The sequence below is a fragment of the Kangiella geojedonensis genome, assembly GCF_000981765.1.
GTDB lineage: Bacteria > Pseudomonadota > Gammaproteobacteria > Enterobacterales > Kangiellaceae > Kangiella > Kangiella geojedonensis.
The window spans coordinates 1646070-1664298 of sequence record NZ_CP010975.1 but is presented as its reverse complement, the minus strand read 5'-3'; the positions used below and the strand labels follow the sequence as shown (position 1 = coordinate 1664298).

Here is an 18229-nt window from a genome sequence, read left to right as displayed (position 1 = left end):
TAATTTCTTTGTTAAAGAGTCGCTTAAAATGCTCAATGACCTGCTAGGTCACCTCCGCTTTTGCGCGGCTCTTTTCCTCGAACTTAAGCATTTTATTTCTTTCTGGGTTTTAAGAGAGCCTAGTTTTAAATAGTCTTTTTCATCCAATACTGCGTTATAAGTCTTATTTGAGGTGCTCACGTACAACTCGTACGATCCGCGCCTCAAAAAGTCTTATGCCTTGTCTTGAAAGAAAAATCCTGCTTTAAAACCATGTCGGTAAAGATTAATCCTCAAAGTAGCTTCGGATAGTGTAAGAGTATTCGAGGCTACGCTTGGTTATTAGCCACAGTGATGTGATTCCATGACTTACATTTTATTATAGTGGCGCCTCATCCTGAGTAACATGAGGTATGTGCCTTTTAACGGTTATCACCTCATATCTATCATTTGAATATATTCCGGTGTCTTCATCTTTGGATTGATATATCTTTAATCTCACGTCTAATTGGTCACCTGGAGCAATGGTTACTTTATGTGCAAAAAAATCATTATAAAAGTGTTCATCTAGCACTGGTGCTGATATCTTGAAACCTCTCCAGACAAACTCCCACTTGCGCTTTGAACGTTCGAGTATTGCGCGTTTGATAAAAAGTGTGGCTGCCTCCTCAATTTCTCTGGTTGGTTCAGCAATATCATCTGGATCACTTAAAAGAAGGATTCCTTTTCTTGGAATTTCAATCTTTGGGATTTCATCTTCAAAAGAACTTGTAAAGCCGAAGCTGGTGATGCTCTTATCTTTCTCAATACTATTGGAAATACGTGAAATGCTATTTTTGAACTTTTTAGATTTCTGAACTTCCTTTGTCGCCTCATAGGTTGAGCGAGGAATAATTATAGTCTTATCACCTTGCTCTATTACTACTTCTTCAGAGTTTATATTAATTTTCACATCTGAATCAGGAGCGAGAGTGTGCTCATATATGAAGCTAGCCAGTACACCAAGTGAAATTGCTTTTAAGTTTTCTTTACTAAATATATTCCTTGCATCTTTATACTTGGTTTTTACCTTTGCTCTAAAGCTTCCTTTGCCAAAGGCCTCTACTAGAACTTCTACGTCATATCCAGGGTTTATAACTGAGTTGGCTTCTTTTACCGCGTCAGCAATAGATACGAGAGTTGAGGCGAGGGTATAGGCATTTATTTTTTGTTTCTCTCCACCGAAGTGGAGTATTACTTCTTCGTTATATTCCTTGATATTTATGACTTGCACGACTTTTCCTTTGTTATTCAGCATTTACCTATATGAAGTTGCTTCAAAGACTTTATTATTTTTGGTATTTATTTACAAGTGTAGCTTCGATTGCGCACTGCAGGCCTTCCTTCGGTCGTATTCAAGTTAAGGTTGTAATTGTTTGACCCAAACCTCGAATTCACTTCGTTCCTTCGAGGCTACGATTGTTCTAGGCAATATATTATATTGCTTAAGGCGTGCTCCAATTACCCCTTAAAGTTAGCCGAGTGAGGCAAAGTTATAGCGTAAATTAGGCAGGAAGCCTAATTTAGCTAAGACGAAACATGGAAGTCTCGTTTAGCGGCGCGTGGGTAACTTTGCTGAGCGAGGGAAGTGCGAAGCACCTAACGTCATGGGGCGTCTTTTCTTTTCGCCCTTTTCTTTGGACGAGCAAAGAAAAGGGTAATATTATTCACTCTATAGATTCCGGCTCGTAGGCCGGAATGACAAAGACACTAAAAGAGTGAGTAAGCCACGGGGGGTAGAATAACCCCAATGGTCCCCCAATAATGACAAAATCTGAAATATCCACTCCCTCACTTCCAATAAATTTATATACTGCTACTATATTTAATTCATGGATTCTAGAGGTACCTTTATACTGGTGCTGTAGCGTTAAAACCTTAAAAAACTCATAAAAAAGAATAATTTGTAGCTATGAAACGGAAAGAACACGACATATTCGAGATAGTGGAGTCTGATCAATTTAACTTTGAGCAGTGGCTGGAGTTAAATCAGTTGTCGCTGGCTGATAAGGCAGTGAAGAAGCTGCGCAAGGCGGTGGAGCTTGCACAGAAGAATATCGCTAAAACACCTGTGATTAAGCTGAATACGTTGGCGGCTGGCTTGGAGCTGGCTGAGGTTCTGACGCACTTCAATGCCGATAATGAGACGCTGACGGCTGCGGTGCTTTTGCCCGCGGTTATTAGTGGGACGATTGATTCAGAGGTTTTAAAGAAGCATTGCGGTTCGGGCATTGCGGAGTTGGTGCGCGGTGCAGGTCAGATGGAGGCGATGCGGACGTTACAGCAATCGTCGGGTGCTGAGAATGATGAGCAGCAGGTGGAAAGCCTGCGTAAGATGCTATTGGCGATGGTCAATGATGCGCGGGTGGTTCTGTTGAAGCTAGCGGATCGTGTGGTGACGTTACGCCATATTAAAGATGCTGAGCGAGATATGCAGATCATCTTTGCTAAAGAAACGAAGGATATTTTCGCACCATTAGCCAATCGTTTAGGGATTGGTCAGTTAAAGTGGGAGCTTGAAGATTTAGCTTTCCGCTATTTGGAGCCTCAAGCTTATAAGAAGATTGCTAAGAGTTTGCGTGAGAAGCGTGTGGCTCGGGAGCAGTATATTCAAGATGTGCTTGATTTGCTGAATGGGAAGTTATCTCAAGAATCGATTAAGGCGGACGTCACTGGCCGGGTAAAACATATTTATTCGATCTGGAAGAAGATGACGCGGAAGAAGGTCAGCTTTGAGGAAATTTATGATGTACGAGCAGTTAGGATTTTAGTGGATAAAGTTCAGGACTGTTACGCGACATTAGGCATCGTTCACGGCAGTTGGCAGCATATACCGAAAGAGTTTGATGATTACGTGGCGACGCCAAAAGAAAATGGTTATCGCTCGATTCATACGGCGGTGGTGGGACCTGAAGGAAAGGTACTAGAAGTGCAGATTCGAACTCATCAAATGCACGACGAAGCAGAAAAAGGCATCGCGGCGCATTGGGCTTATAAAGAAGGCACTAACCTTAATCGTGTTGGTGTTGATGAGAAGATTGAGTGGATGCGTCAGCTACTTGAGTGGCAGAGTGAGCTGGCGGATACGGCGAGCGATGATTTGATGCAAGAGTTTCAAAGTTCCGTATCAGAAGACCGTATTTTTGTTTTTACGCCGCAGGGTAAGGTCATTGACTTACCGTCGGGCAGTACGCCGATTGATTTTGCGTATCGAATTCATACTTCCATCGGACATCGCTGTATCGGCGCTAAGGTTAAAGGGCGTATCGTGCCTTTAACCTACAAGTTAAGCACTGGTGAAGTTGTCGAAATCATGACCAAGAGTGAGGAGCTACCGAGTCGCGATTGGCTCATTCCGTACAACGAATATATTAGTAGCGCTAGAACGCGCCATAAAATCAGTCAGTTTTTCAATAAACTGGATAAAGAAGATAACGCCAATGCGGGTAAGACGTTACTTGAGAGAGAGTTAAGTCGAGCTCACCTGTCAGACGTCGAGCATCGTGAGCTAGCGCAGCGTTTGCACTTAGCGAGTGAGCAAGAACTTTATATTAAAATCGGTTCTGGTGACCTGAGTATCATCCATGCGTTAAACCGTGCCAAAGAATTTAAAGAAACTCAAGAGCCGGTTCGTGACATTAAGCCTACGTTACGTAAGAAAACGAAACGTCAGTCTTATAGCGATATTTCTGTGTCGGGTGTTGGCGATCTCTTAACTCAGATTGCGAAGTGCTGTAAACCTGTACCGGGTGAGGAAATAGTGGGGTATATCACTCAAGGTCGTGGCATTGTGATTCATCGCCAAAGTTGTACTCATATCAAAAAAGCCAATAAAGACCGTCCTGAACGATTAATTCCTGTGAGTTGGGAGGCTGAGGCGACCAATGCTTATGCGGTAGATTTGCGCATCGTGGCGATGGACCGTAAATCGCTGTTAAAAGATATCACTACGATATTGGCTAATGAGCATGCGAGTATTACCGACCTTTCAACTCACAAGCGTAATGAGCAGGTTGAGTTATGGGTTGAAGTTGAACTCAGTCAGGTTGATGACTTAAACCGAGTAATGACGCTCATTAAGCAATTGCCTAATATTTTCACCGTCGAACGCAAAACGAATTAAAACCATGAAACAAACTGAACGCTTACTGGGAATTATGCAAAGCTTGCGTGACCCTAAAAAAGGTTGCCCTTGGGATAAAAAGCAAACCTTTGAAACGATTGTGCCTCATACGCTCGAAGAAGCATACGAAGTCGCTGATGCGATAGAAAATGGTGATATGGCGGAGCTAGAAGGGGAGCTGGGGGATTTATTATTTCAGGTCGTTTTTTATGCGCAGCTAGGGCGCGAGGAGGGCTTATTTGATTTTGAGTCTATCGCAAAAGCAATGTGCGATAAGTTGGTGCGACGTCACCCTCATGTCTTTTCTGATGTTACCTTGGACACTGATGAAGCCATTAAGCAGAACTGGGAAAAGCTGAAACAACAAGAGCGTCAGACTAAAAATCAAGAAAATACTAGCCTGTTAGACGACTTGCCTAGAAGCTTCCCTGCGTTGTCGTTGGCGCAGAAGATGCAGAAACGTGTTGGGCGACATGGCTTTGACTGGCCGGATGTTGGTGGAGTTATTGAGAAGTTAGAAGAAGAGGTTGCTGAGTTAAAAGAAGCGATTTCGAACAATGACATAGCGCACATGGAAGAGGAGCTCGGTGATGTACTTTTTAGCTGCGTTAATCTTTCACGCCACTTAAAGCTTGACCCCGAAGCGGCACTTAGGAAAAGTTGCCGTAAATTCGAGCAACGTTTTAGAGCGTTAGAGACCTTGATCGATAATGATGGTTTAAGTATCGACTCGGCAAGCCTTGAGCAATTAGAAGCCGCGTGGCAGAAAGCGAAACAGCAACTGTAACCACCATTATTGGCTATTTTTGGCAATGAGCCTATCAAGATGGTTGGCAAATTTCATGCGATCGCCTTGATCTAGAGGTGGAGGCCCACCGCTTTGAATGCCACTGGAGCGTAAGGTTTCCATAAAATCACGCATGGTCAGGCGACCTTTAATATTTTCTTTGGTAAACAACTCACCTCGCGGGCTTAGCGCGGTACACCCCTTATCAATCACTTCATCAGCCAGCGGTATATCGGCCGTGATAACCAAGTCACCTGAGTTAGCGCGACGCACAATTTCATTGTCAGCAACATCAAATCCTGACTCTACTTGTACTGACTTGATAAAAGGTGAGGGGGGTACTTTAATATACTGGTTTGCAACGAGGCAGGTGTGTATCTCAGCTCTTTGTGCTGCTCGAAACAAAATCTCTTTGATGACCACTGGACATGCGTCTGCATCAACCCAAATTTTCATGGTGCTTTCTTGGAAAGGAACGAATGACTAGGATCATATAGAAATGTGGTCTTGATGTCCTTGTTGTTTGAGTAATTTAATATAAAAAACTCCTCGCCAATCATCGGACCTTTTTGATATACTGTTTTCCCGTCCTGGGAGTCCTTTCTTCTCTAAGACATACGTATGTAATTTAGTCACTTTAGCAGTGGCGATATGCTTTATTTTTACGTTGAAAGTTTATTTAAAGCATTGATATTCAAAGAATTAGTTATCATTAATTGTGAAGTGGCTTGGTTGGCATGACCTTTCAAGAGTACTTTTGCAATTGGTGGTATTTAAAGCATTTTTAAACGTTCAAGTGGTTGGATTAGGCTTATGACCAAGTATGTATTTGTAACCGGTGGTGTTGTTTCTTCTTTAGGTAAAGGTATCGCGGCAGCCTCTATGGCGGCTCTTCTCGAGTCTCGAGGCCTTAACGTAACCATGATGAAGCTTGATCCATACATTAATGTTGACCCAGGAACTATGAGTCCATTCCAGCATGGTGAGGTATTCGTAACTGACGATGGTGCTGAGACGGATTTGGATTTGGGACACTATGAGCGTTTCGTGCGTAATAGCATGAGCCAGCGCAATAACTTTACCACTGGCCGAGTGTATTCAGACGTGTTGCGTAAAGAACGTCGTGGCGACTACTTAGGCGGTACGGTACAGGTGATTCCGCATATCACTGATGAAATTAAGCATAAAGTTAGAGAAGGCGCAAAAGGCGCTGACGTCGCCATGGTCGAAGTTGGCGGTACGGTTGGTGATATTGAGTCGCTACCGTTTATGGAGGCGATTCGTCAGTTGCGTTTTGAAGTAGGTAAAGAAAACGCTATGTTCGTTCACTTAACGCTACTTCCTTATATCGCCGTTGCTGGTGAGTTGAAAACTAAGCCGACTCAACACTCGGTCAAAGAATTACGTTCGATTGGTATCCAGCCTGACATGTTGATCTGTCGTTCTGATCGCGCGATTCCTGCTAGTGAGAAAGCTAAAGTTGCTTTGTTCACGAACGTTAAAGAGCGTGCCGTCGTGTCGCTTCAAGACGTTGATAGTATTTATCGAATCCCATCTATTTTACTCAACCAGGGCGTTGATCAGCTCATTTGCGAGCGTTTCAAGATTGACGCACCAAAAGCTGACTTGGCCGAATGGGAAGAAGTGTTATACCGAGAAGCAAACCCAAATGGCGAAGTGAATGTTGCTATGGTCGGTAAGTACATGGATTTAACGGAGGCCTACAAGTCATTAACCGAGGCGTTAAAGCATGCTGGTCTACACAATCGTCAGCAGGTTAATATCCATTATGTAGACTCGCAGGATGTTGAAAAACGCGGCACTGACATGCTTAAAGATATGGATGCTATCTTGATCCCCGGCGGTTTTGGTGAACGTGGTGTTGAAGGTAAAATTGCGACGGCTAAATTTGCGCGTGAAAACGATATTCCATACTTAGGTATTTGTTTAGGTATGCAGGTGGCAGTGATTGAATATGCTCGTCACAAAGCCGGGTTAGACAATGCCAACAGTTCTGAATTTGATGGCTCAACGCCTAATCCAGTGGTTGGTTTAATTACTGAATGGATTAACCGAGATGGCTCAACAGAAGAGCGCACAGACGACTCTGACTTAGGCGGAACCATGAGACTTGGTGCACAGCCTGCCAATGTAAAGTCAGGAACTAAAGCTCATGAAATTTATCAAAGTGATGTGATTAATGAGCGTCACCGTCACCGCTATGAAGTTAACAATAACTTACTACCAAAGCTTGAAGAAGCAGGCCTTGTGGTATCATGTACTTCAAGTGAGAAAAAATTAGTCGAGATGATTGAGTTAAAAGATCACCGTTGGTTCGTAGCGTGCCAGTTCCATCCTGAGTTCCGCTCTACGCCACGTGATGGTCATCCACTATTTAGTGCATTCATTGCTGCAGCGAAAGATTATCACGCTGAGAAAAGCAACGCTTAAGCTGCGGTGCAACATTGGCATAAGCCGAAGGCAGGAATATGAAGTTATTGAATTGGGAAGTAGGCATCGATCAACCGTTTTTCTTGATTTGTGGCCCTTGCGTTATCGAAAGTGAACAACTGGCGATAGACACTGCGGGTTATTTGAAAGAAATGACGGATCGCTTAGATATCCCGTTTATTTACAAGTCATCATTCGATAAAGCGAATCGTTCGTCGAGCAAAAGTTTTCGTGGCCCTGGTTTAGAAAAGGGTTTAGAAATCTTACAAAAGGTGAAAGACCAAGTCGGCGTTCCTGTGCTGACAGACGTGCATGAAGATACACCTTTTAACGAAGTCGCCTCAGTGGTCGACGTTATGCAAACGCCAGCATTTCTTTGCCGCCAAACCAACTTTATTCGCAAAGCTTGTGAGCCGGGCACACCAGTTAATATTAAAAAAGGTCAGTTTCTATCGCCTTGGGACATGAAGAATGTGGTCGATAAGGCGCGTGAGACAGGCAATCAACATATTATGGTTTGTGAGCGCGGCGCTTCTTTCGGTTACAACAACCTAGTGTCTGATATGCGTTCACTGTCCATCATGCGTGATACTGGCTGCCCAGTGGTTTATGACGCCACTCACTCAGCACAGTTGCCAGGTGGGCAAGGTTCATCATCGGGTGGTTTACGCGAAGTTATTCCAGTATTGGCTCGCGCTGCTATTGCGGCGGGCGTTTCTGGTGTCTTTATGGAAAGTCACCCAGATCCAAGCGTTGCCAAATGTGATGGGCCAAACTCTTTCCCGATGTACCGTATCGAAGAAACCTTAAAGGTCATGAAAGAGTTGGATACTATTGTTAAGAAAGCAGGGTTTGCAGAAGATTCTATTACTGATTTCGGTAGTGGTGACTTGCTGTAACTGTTTGAAATCATTTAGTTTTAATTATATGTGAACACGATTCACTTTGAAGATAGAGGGTGTGATTTTGAAGATCAAAAATGTTATTGGACGTGAAGTTCTAGATTCTCGTGGTAATCCAACAGTAGAAGCAGAAGTTATTTTGGAGAACGGCGTTAAGGCCATTGCATGCTCTCCATCAGGTGCTTCTACAGGTTCTCGCGAAGCTTTAGAACTTCGTGACGGCGATGCGTCGCGTTACTTAGGTAAAGGCGTATTAAAAGCTGTTGAGTTTGTTAACAATGACATTAAAAACGCTTTAGTCGGTAAAGATGCTTCAGAACAAGCGGCCATTGATCAAATCATGCTTGATTTAGATGGAACGGAAAATAAAGAAAAGCTTGGCGCGAACTCTATTTTGGCGGTGTCTTTGGCTAATGCAAAAGCTGCTGCACAAGCTTCTGGTAAGTCGCTTTATGCGCACATTAACCGCGATGGTAAATATTCTATGCCAGTACCGATGATGAATATCATCAACGGTGGTGAGCATGCAGATAACAACGTTGATATCCAAGAGTTCATGGTCATGCCTGTTGGCGCGCCGACATTCTCAGAAGGTTTACGTATGGGCGCTGAGATCTTCCACAGCTTACGTAAAGTCTTACAAGCGAAAGGCTTAAACACGGCGGTTGGTGACGAAGGTGGTTTTGCACCAGATCTAGGCTCGAATGAAGAAGCCATCCAAGCAATCGTTGAAGCGGTTGATAAAGCTGGCTACAAGCTGGGTGACGACGTTGCTCTAGCGCTAGACATCGCGTCGAGTGAATTCTACAAAGACGGCAAGTATCATTTAGCGTCTGAAAATAAAGTTTTAAGCTCAGAAGAGTTTGCTGACTATTTAGCGGACTGGGTAGAGCGTTATCCAATCGTTTCGATTGAAGATGGTATGGACGAAGGCGACTGGGATGGCTGGAAAGCACTAACGGATAAAGTTGGTGATCAATGTCAACTGGTAGGTGACGATCTTTTTGTGACAAACACCAAAATTCTTCAAGAAGGTATTGATAAAGGTATTGCTAACTCGATTTTGATTAAAGTGAACCAAATCGGTACTTTAACAGAAACGTTAGCGGCCATTGATATGGCGCACAAGGCAGGTTATACCGCTGTTATCTCACACCGTAGCGGTGAGACTGAAGATACAACGATTGCCGACTTAGCGGTGGCGACAGCGGCCGGTCAAATTAAAACTGGTTCCTTATGTCGCTCTGATCGTGTGGCAAAATATAACCAGTTATTGCGCATTGAAGGCGAACTAAACGGTCAAGCTCCGTACCCAGGCAACGCAGCGTTTAACTATAAGAAATAGTCTTTCAGCGCGAAGCCTGTGGTAAATAGCCAGTGTTATTGCTTGTATATCAATAAGATATTAATCAGTTTCACTGGCTTTAACCGTTATAGGACCAGCACTTGGTCTTTGTGGTAACGAATCGCAATTTAATCGTTATTGTATTTAAACTGGCTTTTCGGGTATTGTTTATTTTATGAAATGGGTGGCTCTTACATTAGTCGTGATTTTTGCGACACTTCAATATCGAATCTGGTTCGGGGAGTCGTCTTTTCGTGAAATTAAGCATCAACGCGAACGTTCTGAACAAATTCGCCAAGAAAATAAAGAACTTGAAATCAGAAACCAGAAAATTGTCGCCGAGATCACTGACTTACGTGATGGCGAGGATGCCATTGAAGAGCGCGCTCGTTATCAATTGGGAATGATAAAAGAGGGCGAAGTTTTTATCCGGATTTTGGATAGTCACTAGTTGAGTTATAGTCATGAGCTCTGATCGTATTTGGGCTGTTATTCCAGCTGCTGGGATTGGCTCTCGCATGAATTCGGATATCCCGAAGCAATATCTAAAAATTGAAGATAAAACGGTCCTTGAGTATGCAATAGACCGTTTTTTAGAGCACTCTCAGATTCATAAGGTGGTTGTGGCGCTTAATCCTAATGACCAATATTGGGCTGACTTACCTTATAAAGATAACCCCAGAGTGATTACTGTGCAGGGTGGTGATAACCGTGTCGACTCAGTGCTATCCGGTCTCGATAATATTGCCGACAGTAATGACGTAACCCGTGACTGGGTGATGGTTCATGATGCGGCTCGCCCCTGTCTTAGCGCTAACCATATTGATGACCTGATTAAAAATAAGGAATCTTCACCAGATGGCGCTATTTTAGCGATAGGGGCAATCGATACTGTTAAAATTGCTAACGCTCGTCAATCTATTGATAAGACTATTGATCGGGATAGTATTTGGTTAGCTCAAACACCACAGTTTTTTCCGTTACAAGCGCTTCGACACTCGATATTAAAAGCTCTAGAGCAGGGCGATACAGTAACAGACGAGGCCTCAGCTATGGAACTTTCGGGGTATCATCCAGCGCTAGTTATTGGCTCAAGAAAGAATCTTAAAATTACAGAGCCGGAAGATTTACTCTTAGCTTCGATTTGGTTAAATCACGGTATTTAACCAAAACGTCATAAAGTCTGGTTGACAGTTTGGGCAAATAAAGCTTTAATGCGTCTTATGAAAACATTATTAAACACATCGAACCATCATCACCATCACGCAAACGTGTTGGCGGTGAGCTATTGTCTTTAATAATCTAGTTTCAATTAAAGAATTCATAAAGCCCCGCCATTGAGCGGGGCTTTTTTTTTGCATTAACGGTTTTATTGATACAATTTTACTTAACACATTATCAAGATACAGAATTATGAGAATTATCAGTCAACTACATCATCACCATCATACACTGCGCGAGCGACGGTGGGATGAGTTGTACTTGATTGAATAAAACTCAGCAAAGAATTCCAAACCCGTTGCTCCGAAAGGACAGCGGGTTTTTTCGTTTTCAGACTTTTTAAATTTTAAATATTGATACTTAGGAGAAATACAATGACGTTAAAAATGGTAATTCCAAAAGGTAAGCTTTACGACAAGGTAGCAGAGTTGTTATCGGAAGTAGGATTAACCCTTATTGGTGACAGTCGTAATTACCGACCAAAGCTCTATGGCTGTGATATAGAGGTTAAGCTATTGAAAAGTCAAAACATTCCAGAAATGGTGGCTTTAGGTCAACACGACATTGGCTTCGCCGGTATGGACTGGATTATGGAGCAGGAAGCTGATGTTGAAGTTTTGGAAGACTTGGGTTTTAACCCTGTAAAGCTTGTGTCCTGTATTCCAGAAGAGTGGGACTGGGAGGATGTTAAGCAACGAAAGATTATCGTTGCATCAGAATATAAAAAGATTGCCAATGATTATCTGACAAAGCTTGGAGTACCTTTTAAGTTACTGCGCGCCTACGGTGCGACAGAAGTCTTTCCGCCGGAAGACGCCGATATGATTATTGATAACACCAGCACAGGCTCCACGATTCGAGCTAATCGATTAAAAATTGTGGATACGGTGGTCGAAAGTTCGACACAATTTATTGCTAACAAAGAGATTTTAAAAGACCCAGCTAAGAAAGAACAAATTGATAATTTATTGTTGCTAATGCGCGGTGTGATGAATGGCCGTAAGCGTGTTTTACTAGAGATGAATTGTGGCAAAGATACGATTGAGCAAGTGGTGAACTTGTTACCAGCGATGCGTGCGCCAACGGTGAGTGAACTGTATAACGCTGATGGCTTCGCGATTAAAGCAGCAATTGAGCGTAAGCTTATTAAAGATTTATTGCCTAAGCTTATCAGCGCTGGCGCAACCGATATCCTTGAAACACCTATTCGGAAAGCACTATGAAACCTCTGTATCAAAATTCTTTAGAGTTAGACGCTGCGGGCGGAAGCTCTGCTAATCCACTGAAACTAGACTTTAATGAGCGCTCTGATAGCCGACCTCTTTGGCTAAGCGAAGAAACACTATCTACAGAGTGTTTGTGGAAGTACCCTGATAAGCAGGGATTACAAACCCAAGCCAGTCAATTCTATGGTGTGTCTGAAAAGCAGTTACTCTTGACTAATGGTGGCGATGAATCGATTGAGTTGTTATTTAAGTTAGCCTGCTTGCAACAACGCAAATTGATTTTGCCACTGCCGGCTTTTAGCCAGTATCTTGTTGGTAAAGACACTTGGAAAAGCGATATTGAATTAATTGAGCCTTTGGACGATATGCGTATTGATTTAACTTCAGCGCTCGATTGTGTAAGCGACAAATCAATATTAATTTTAACCAGCCCTAATAATCCCACTGGTGAGTTGATTCCTTATGATGAACTCGTTAAAGCCTGTGAATTAGCTAAGTCTAAAGGCGCGGCTGTATTTCTTGATGAGGCTTATATCGAGTTTGCCTGCAACAAGACAGACGTTACCCTTGAGCTGATTAAGCGCTTTGACAACCTAGTGATTTTGCGTACCTTATCAAAGGCATTCGGTTTGGCGGGAATACGCTGTGGTTATTTACTGGGGCAGGAGACGTTAGTGGCGCAGTTTTCGCAATTGGCAATGCCGTTCAATCTGCCCACACCCACTATTGAAGTGGCGAAAAAAGCGTTCAGTGAAAGTGCTCGCTTAGAAGTGTGTAATTATGCGCAAACCATTGCTCAAAATCGCGAGCAAATCTCTACATTGTTAAGTTCGTCTGGACTGGATGTGGTTGATAGCAGTGCCAACTTTGTTTTTGTACAAGGAAGTGAAGCCAAATTGCGTTTGATTAAAGCTGCTTGCCAGAAGCGGAATATCTTGATTAAAACAGAGCTTTCCGGACTAAGTGTTAAAGGTGCCGATATACAAGCTATTCGCATAACGATTCCTTTTTTCGTGAAACCTCTATTGAATGCCCTCTGTTGGGCGTTAAAACCTGAATTACTGTGCTTTGATATGGATGGTGTTCTTATTGATACCAGCCAAAGCTATGATGAAGCGATTAAAGCTACGGTCAAAGAGCTTAGTGGTAAAGCCATTACTCAAAAGGATATTGAGCGATTGCGTGGTCAGGGCGGTTATAACAATGATTGGGTATTGGCTGAGGCTTTAACCAATGAACAGTTAGTCGCTTCTGAAAGCGTTGACTTCGACAAAGTGGTTGATGTCTTTCAAAGATATTACCAAGGTAACTCGTCGCAGAAAGGTTTCAAGACAATAGAAAAGCCTTTTGTCAGTCGAGATTTTGCTACACGCTTGTTTGTTACTGGGACTAAAACACGCAAAACTGCCATTGTTACGGGCCGCCCAAAAGACGAAGCCATTGAAGGGGCTGAGCTTGTGGGAGCCAAAGGGTGCTTAGTAATCAGTGATGACGACGTTAACCAATCGAAACCAAACCCTGAGGGCGTTGAAAAAGCAATGCGCTATTTCGGTAAAGAAAATTGCTGGATGATGGGCGATACGCCCGATGATATGGCGGCAGCCAACGGAGCAAGGGCACTAGCTATCGGTATTGGTAGTGAGAGCTTATATGACTTTGGTGCTGATCTCGTGCTTGAGTCGGTTAATGAATTAGAGGAGTTGTTATGAGTAATACCATCACCTTAAATCGTGAAACGAAAGAGACGACTATTGAGCTGGCGCTTAATATTAACGGGTCGCAACAGGTATCGATTGATACGGGATTACCATTTTTTGATCACATGCTTAACCAGCTAGCCACTCACGCAGGTTGGGATTTAACACTGAAGTCAACCGGTGATTTAGAGGTTGACGATCACCACTTGATTGAGGACGTCGCTATCTGTTTAGGTCAGGCCTTTAACCAGGCGTGGCGTCAGCAGGGGAAAATTGTGCGTTATGGTCAACGCTTGCTGCCGATGGACGCGAGCTTGTTAATGGTTGCCGTGGATGTGTGTGGGCGTGCTTACTCGATCACTGACTTGCCTTTTTCGAGGGAAAGTTTAGGCGGTATTGGTACTGAGATGTGGAAGCACTTCTTTTATACCTTTGCGATCAATAGCGCTATAACGTTGCACATCAAGACCGAATACTTTGATAACAATCACCACTTGATAGAAGCTAGTTTTAAAGGTTTAGCTTTCGCCTTGCGTGAAGCCTTGCAGGTTAGTGAGCGCGATAACAGCACCAAGGGAATGTTATGAACACAGCGTCAAGTCGAGTAACAGCGCCCATGACGGTTGGTGTTGTAAATACCAAGGCGGGGAACTTGTTTAGTTTATATGCCTGCTTAAAACGTATTGGTTTTTCAACGGTTCAAGTTAATCAACCTGACGATATAAACCATCAATCGGTTGATGCTTTAGTCGTTCCAGGACAAGGCCGATTTGGACAGGTGATGAAGCAGTTAGTAGCAACGGGATTAGATGAAACCATAAAGGACTGGATTGTGGCGGATAAGCCATTCTTAGGAATTTGTGTTGGTTTGCAAGTCTTGTTTAAGCAATCTGAAGAGGATCCTGGTGTAGCGGGATTAGGAATATTTGAAGGTAAGGTTGAACGCTTAAACAGCCCTAAGCAGCCTATGGTGGGGTGGTCAAAACTAAGTTCTGACGATGAGGGTTTAAACGAAAAAATTGTTTATTTTGTCAATAGTTATGGCGTGAAGCAGTCAGATGTAACAGCCGCTACAGTCACTTACGGAGAACAGTTTATCGCTGCGATCAATCAAGGTAATGCTTGGGCAGTTCAGTTCCACCCTGAAAAGTCGGGCGATGTCGGCGAGGAGGTCATTAAACAATGTCTGAGCTATTAGAAAGTGTCAATAATGGCTTAATCCCACGAGTCATAGTTTGTCTTGATGTGGCGAATGGACGAGTAGTTAAAGGCGTTAATTTTAAGGGGTTGACCGATATGGGCGATCCTGTTGAGTTAGCATTGCGCTATCAAGAGCAGGGTGCTGACGAAATTGTCTTTCTAGATATTAAGGCGACCCTGGAAAATAGAGCTAACGCTTTAGATACCGTAAGGCGAGTGGCGCAAAACCTATCGATTCCGTTTACGGTCGGTGGTGGCTTAAACAGCTATGCAGATGTTGAGCAGTTTTTAAGTGCGGGCGCAGATAAGGTGGCGCTAAACTCGGCGGCGGTTAAAAATCCCCAGCTGATTAATCAGATTGCTGAAGGTTTTGGCTCGCAGTGTGTGGTGGTTGCCATCGACGTCAACAAAGATGAAACCGATGACTATGCTGTCTATGTTAGTGGTGGTCACGTCAGAACAGAGGTTGATGCTTTTGGTTGGTTCAAGGAAGTGGAAGAGCGTGGTGCTGGCGAAATATTATTAACGGCTATGCATCGCGATGGCACGGGAATTGGTTTCGATAATGAGTTGATGTCACGAGTGGCAAAAGAGCGCAATATTCAAGTTATTGCTTCAGGCGGTGCGTCTAACGAACAACACTTTGTGGATACGTTTTTAGCAGGCAGTGATGCAGCTTTAGCTGCGGGCATGTTCCACCGTGGTGAGTATAGCGTGCAAGACGTTAAGAAAGCCCTTAAGCAACAACAAATTTTAACTCGCTAAGCGAGATCAGGAGTTTTAAATGTTAATTCCCAGTATTGATTTATTAGACGGTAAAGCAGTTCAGTTAGAGCAGGGTAATCCTGACAGAAAGATTGTTGAAGACGAAGATGTCTTTGGCTTATTAGAGCGCTTCAGTCTTTATGGTGAAGTGGCGATTATTGACTTAGACGCAGCGCTTGGGCGTGGAAGCAATAAAGAGCTAATTAAGCAATTAATCAAAAAGTACCCATGTCGTGTAGGTGGTGGTATTCGTGACTATGATACAGCACGAGAGTATTTGTCAGCGGGTGCAAAGAAAGTCATTCTAGGAACCTCGTGTCGTTCGGATTTTGTGAAAAAACTACCGAGTTCGCAGCTGATTTTTGCGATTGATGCCAAAGGCGATGATTGGGTTACACACGGCTGGCAGTCAACCGATACCTTAAAAGTATTGGATTTGATTGAAGAGATTCAGGGTAATTGTTCAGAGTTCTTGTACACACAAGTGCAAAAAGAAGGCATGTTGGGTGGCATTGACGAAGCAAGAATTAAAGAAGTCGTTAAAACCTCTAAAATTCCCGTGACCGTCGCTGGTGGCATTACAACGTTAGAAGATATTCAGTTTATCAATAAACTGGGTTCGAATAGCCAAATTGGGATGTCTGTGTATACCGGACGCTTAAAATTAGATGATGCGTTAATGAGCTGTGTCGATTTCGAAAAAGCGCCATTGATGCCAACCATCGTACAGGACGCTGAAACGGGACAAGTATTAATGTTGGCTTATTCGACAAAAGAGTCTTTGCAAGAAGCCATCAATAAAAAGGCTGGTGTGTATTATAGTCGCTCGCGTCAAGAGCTGTGGCAAAAGGGCTTGACCAGTGGCAATACGCAAAAACTAGTCAACATCGATTATGATTGCGATGGCGATACTTTATTATTTAAGGTGAAACAGCAGGGAAATGCCTGCCACTTCGAGCGCTACAGTTGCTTTGCGACACAAAGTCGTGAGTTCACGCTAGATACGTTAGATCGCGTTTTTGAGCAACGATTAGAAGATTTATCAAAAGGTGTTAACGTTCAGTCGTTCACACAAAAACTCTTTGCAAGTGAAGCACTGCAAGTTGAGAAACTGAATGAAGAGTGTCAGGAATTAATAGAGGCGCAAGATAACGATGAAGTTCGCTGGGAAGCAGCAGACTTAATTTTCTTTGCGCTAGTCAATGCTAAAGCGAAAGGCGTTTCAGCCAAAGAAATCATCAGTGAGTTAGGAGCTCGAAATGCAGGTTAACAATTCGACTATTTTGCACTGCCAATCATGGCAACGCGAGAGCAGTAACAGCCACAGTGATGCTGCTTCTAAGGTCAGTGAGTTACTGAAGCAGATTCAGTCACAAGGTGATGCGGCGGTTGAGGCTTTTAGTCAACAATTTGATGGCTTTAGTCCAGAGTGGATTGAACTGAAATCACCGGACAATTATGGGTTAGAGCCTGAGTTGCTGGAAGCAATCGTCGCGGCGGCTAGTCGCATTGAAACCTTTGCGCAATTCCAGCGGGATAAATTGGTCGATAGCACCTATGTCGATGACTGTGGCGAATTTGGTTTTCGCTACCAAGCGATCGAGCGTATTGGAGCTTATATTCCAGGGGGGCGCTTCCCACTTATTTCTACAGCTTTAATGACGCTGATACCGGCTAAACTTGCAGGGTGTCGTGAGCGTATTGCTTGCTCACCTTCTGATCACCCTGCGATTTTAGCCGCGGCTAGCTTGGCTGGCGCGACGGCTTTCCTAAAACTCGGTGGCGCACAAGCAATTGGTGCTCTGGCTTATGGTTACCAAGACCTCGAGCCGGTGCAAATGGTGGTTGGCCCAGGAAATCAGTATGTTAACGCTGCTAAGCAGTTGTTAAACCAGAAGATACAGATTGATGCAGCGGCAGGTCCTAGCGAACTCCTTATACTTGCTGATGAAAGTGTTAATCAAGATTGGGTCATTGCCGATATGGCAGCTCAAGCGGAGCATGACCCACAAGCGCAAAGTTTGTTGGTCAGTGACAGCTTGGATTTATTGAGTGGAGTGGAAAAGTTATTAAGAGCTACTGATGAGCTGTCTAAACTCCTCGACGATAAGCAAATTATATTGCTTGAAGCTGATTCGGTTGAGCAAGCAATCGACTTCAGTAATCAGTATGCCCCTGAACACTTACTCTTAGCCGATCAGCGGGTTGACCAGGATTTACTGTCAAACTTTGGGTCATTATTTGTTGGTGAGAATAGTGCGGTTGCTTATGGTGATTACTGTTCTGGACCTAATCACACACTGCCAACCATGGGTACTGCGAATCGTTCTAGTGGGTTGAGCGTATTGAGCTTTCTCAAGGTTCAGTCGGTACAGGCTGTACACGAGGAAGGCAGGAAGAAATTATCGGCCATGGGCGAGAAAATTGCTGAAGCGGAGCAATTGGTTTGGCATCAGAAGAGTATGGCGGTAAGATCGAGTTAATTGAATAACTG

General features: G+C 43.6%; 16 protein-coding genes. 14 read left to right on the top strand and 2 right to left on the bottom strand.

Going from position 1 to position 18229, the window contains the following annotated elements; translation table 11 throughout:
• Positions 1–358: 358 nt before the first annotated feature.
• Positions 359–1252, bottom strand: coding sequence for a hypothetical protein (locus TQ33_RS07455; protein WP_046562378.1), 894 nt, complete (start codon positions 1250–1252; stop codon positions 359–361).
• 678 nt (positions 1253–1930) lie between these two features.
• Here TQ33_RS07455 and relA point away from each other — a divergent pair.
• Together relA and mazG are read left to right on the top strand one after the other, a co-directional pair.
• A complete protein-coding gene (relA, locus tag TQ33_RS07450; RefSeq protein WP_046561495.1) occupies positions 1931–4141 on the top strand; it encodes a GTP diphosphokinase in 2211 nt (736 codons plus the stop codon).
• A 4-nt stretch (positions 4142–4145) separates the two neighbouring features.
• Positions 4146–4928: a nucleoside triphosphate pyrophosphohydrolase gene (gene mazG, locus TQ33_RS07445; RefSeq protein ID WP_046561494.1), complete on the top strand. Its 783-nt coding sequence runs from the start codon at positions 4146–4148 to the stop codon at positions 4926–4928.
• A 6-nt stretch (positions 4929–4934) separates the two neighbouring features.
• Here mazG and TQ33_RS07440 read toward each other — a convergent pair whose 3' ends face one another.
• A complete protein-coding gene (locus tag TQ33_RS07440) occupies positions 4935–5384 on the bottom strand; it encodes a YaiI/YqxD family protein (protein WP_046561493.1) in 450 nt (149 codons plus the stop codon).
• 357 nt (positions 5385–5741) lie between these two features.
• Here TQ33_RS07440 and TQ33_RS07435 point away from each other — a divergent pair, with 357 nt between their 5' ends.
• The 12 genes from TQ33_RS07435 (at position 5742) to hisD (ending at position 18218) form a co-directional block, all read left to right on the top strand.
• Positions 5742–7379 (top strand): CTP synthase, encoded by a 1638-nt coding sequence (locus TQ33_RS07435; protein ID WP_046561492.1) that lies wholly within the window; start codon positions 5742–5744, stop codon positions 7377–7379.
• 38 nt (positions 7380–7417) lie between these two features.
• Positions 7418–8278, top strand: a complete 861-nt coding sequence (kdsA, locus tag TQ33_RS07430) for a 3-deoxy-8-phosphooctulonate synthase (protein ID WP_046561491.1) — start codon at positions 7418–7420, stop codon at positions 8276–8278.
• 64 nt (positions 8279–8342) lie between these two features.
• On the top strand, positions 8343–9626 hold the full coding sequence (gene eno, locus TQ33_RS07425; protein ID WP_046562377.1) for a phosphopyruvate hydratase: 1284 nt from the start codon (positions 8343–8345) through the stop codon (positions 9624–9626).
• 175 nt (positions 9627–9801) lie between these two features.
• Complete coding sequence (ftsB, locus tag TQ33_RS07420; RefSeq protein ID WP_046561490.1) at positions 9802–10077, top strand: cell division protein FtsB; 276 nt, start codon at positions 9802–9804, stop codon at positions 10075–10077.
• Between the two features lie 13 nt (positions 10078–10090).
• A complete protein-coding gene (gene ispD, locus TQ33_RS07415; protein WP_046561489.1) occupies positions 10091–10792 on the top strand; it encodes a 2-C-methyl-D-erythritol 4-phosphate cytidylyltransferase in 702 nt (233 codons plus the stop codon).
• Positions 10793–11221: 429 nt separating this feature from the next.
• Positions 11222–12070 carry an ATP phosphoribosyltransferase gene (gene hisG / locus TQ33_RS07410; protein ID WP_046561488.1) on the top strand — a complete coding sequence of 283 codons (849 nt, stop codon included), beginning with the start codon at positions 11222–11224 and terminating at the stop codon, positions 12068–12070.
• Positions 12067–13782 (top strand): aminotransferase class I/II-fold pyridoxal phosphate-dependent enzyme, encoded by a 1716-nt coding sequence (locus tag TQ33_RS07405; RefSeq protein WP_046561487.1) that lies wholly within the window; start codon positions 12067–12069, stop codon positions 13780–13782. The genes hisG and TQ33_RS07405 overlap by 4 nt, the downstream gene beginning before the upstream one ends.
• A complete protein-coding gene (hisB, locus tag TQ33_RS07400) occupies positions 13779–14357 on the top strand; it encodes an imidazoleglycerol-phosphate dehydratase HisB (protein WP_046561486.1) in 579 nt (192 codons plus the stop codon). Before TQ33_RS07405 ends, hisB begins: the two co-directional genes overlap by 4 nt.
• Positions 14354–14968: an imidazole glycerol phosphate synthase subunit HisH gene (gene hisH, locus TQ33_RS07395; RefSeq protein WP_228640070.1), complete on the top strand. Its 615-nt coding sequence runs from the start codon at positions 14354–14356 to the stop codon at positions 14966–14968. Before hisB ends, hisH begins: the two co-directional genes overlap by 4 nt.
• On the top strand, positions 14953–15735 hold the full coding sequence (hisF, locus tag TQ33_RS07390) for an imidazole glycerol phosphate synthase subunit HisF (RefSeq protein WP_046561485.1): 783 nt from the start codon (positions 14953–14955) through the stop codon (positions 15733–15735). The genes hisH and hisF overlap by 16 nt, the downstream gene beginning before the upstream one ends.
• 19 nt (positions 15736–15754) lie before the next feature.
• Positions 15755–17005, top strand: coding sequence for a phosphoribosyl-AMP cyclohydrolase (hisI, locus tag TQ33_RS07385; protein WP_046561484.1), 1251 nt, complete (start codon positions 15755–15757; stop codon positions 17003–17005).
• Complete coding sequence (gene hisD / locus TQ33_RS07380; RefSeq protein WP_046561483.1) at positions 16995–18218, top strand: histidinol dehydrogenase; 1224 nt, start codon at positions 16995–16997, stop codon at positions 18216–18218. The genes hisI and hisD overlap by 11 nt, the downstream gene beginning before the upstream one ends.
• Positions 18219–18229 lie beyond the last annotated feature (11 nt).

Coding starts and splice junctions, on each gene's coding strand:
- relA (WP_046561495.1), top strand. CDS start 1,931: ATGAAACGGAAAGAACACGACATATTCGAGATAGTGGAGTCTGATCAA.
- mazG (WP_046561494.1), top strand. CDS start 4,146: ATGAAACAAACTGAACGCTTACTGGGAATTATGCAAAGCTTGCGTGAC.
- TQ33_RS07440 (WP_046561493.1), bottom strand. CDS start 5,384: ATGAAAATTTGGGTTGATGCAGACGCATGTCCAGTGGTCATCAAAGAG.
- TQ33_RS07435 (WP_046561492.1), top strand. CDS start 5,742: ATGACCAAGTATGTATTTGTAACCGGTGGTGTTGTTTCTTCTTTAGGT.
- kdsA (WP_046561491.1), top strand. CDS start 7,418: ATGAAGTTATTGAATTGGGAAGTAGGCATCGATCAACCGTTTTTCTTG.
- ftsB (WP_046561490.1), top strand. CDS start 9,802: ATGAAATGGGTGGCTCTTACATTAGTCGTGATTTTTGCGACACTTCAA.
- ispD (WP_046561489.1), top strand. CDS start 10,091: ATGAGCTCTGATCGTATTTGGGCTGTTATTCCAGCTGCTGGGATTGGC.
- hisG (WP_046561488.1), top strand. CDS start 11,222: ATGACGTTAAAAATGGTAATTCCAAAAGGTAAGCTTTACGACAAGGTA.
- TQ33_RS07405 (WP_046561487.1), top strand. CDS start 12,067: ATGAAACCTCTGTATCAAAATTCTTTAGAGTTAGACGCTGCGGGCGGA.
- hisB (WP_046561486.1), top strand. CDS start 13,779: ATGAGTAATACCATCACCTTAAATCGTGAAACGAAAGAGACGACTATT.
- hisH (WP_228640070.1), top strand. CDS start 14,354: ATGAACACAGCGTCAAGTCGAGTAACAGCGCCCATGACGGTTGGTGTT.
- hisF (WP_046561485.1), top strand. CDS start 14,953: ATGTCTGAGCTATTAGAAAGTGTCAATAATGGCTTAATCCCACGAGTC.
- hisI (WP_046561484.1), top strand. CDS start 15,755: ATGTTAATTCCCAGTATTGATTTATTAGACGGTAAAGCAGTTCAGTTA.
- hisD (WP_046561483.1), top strand. CDS start 16,995: ATGCAGGTTAACAATTCGACTATTTTGCACTGCCAATCATGGCAACGC.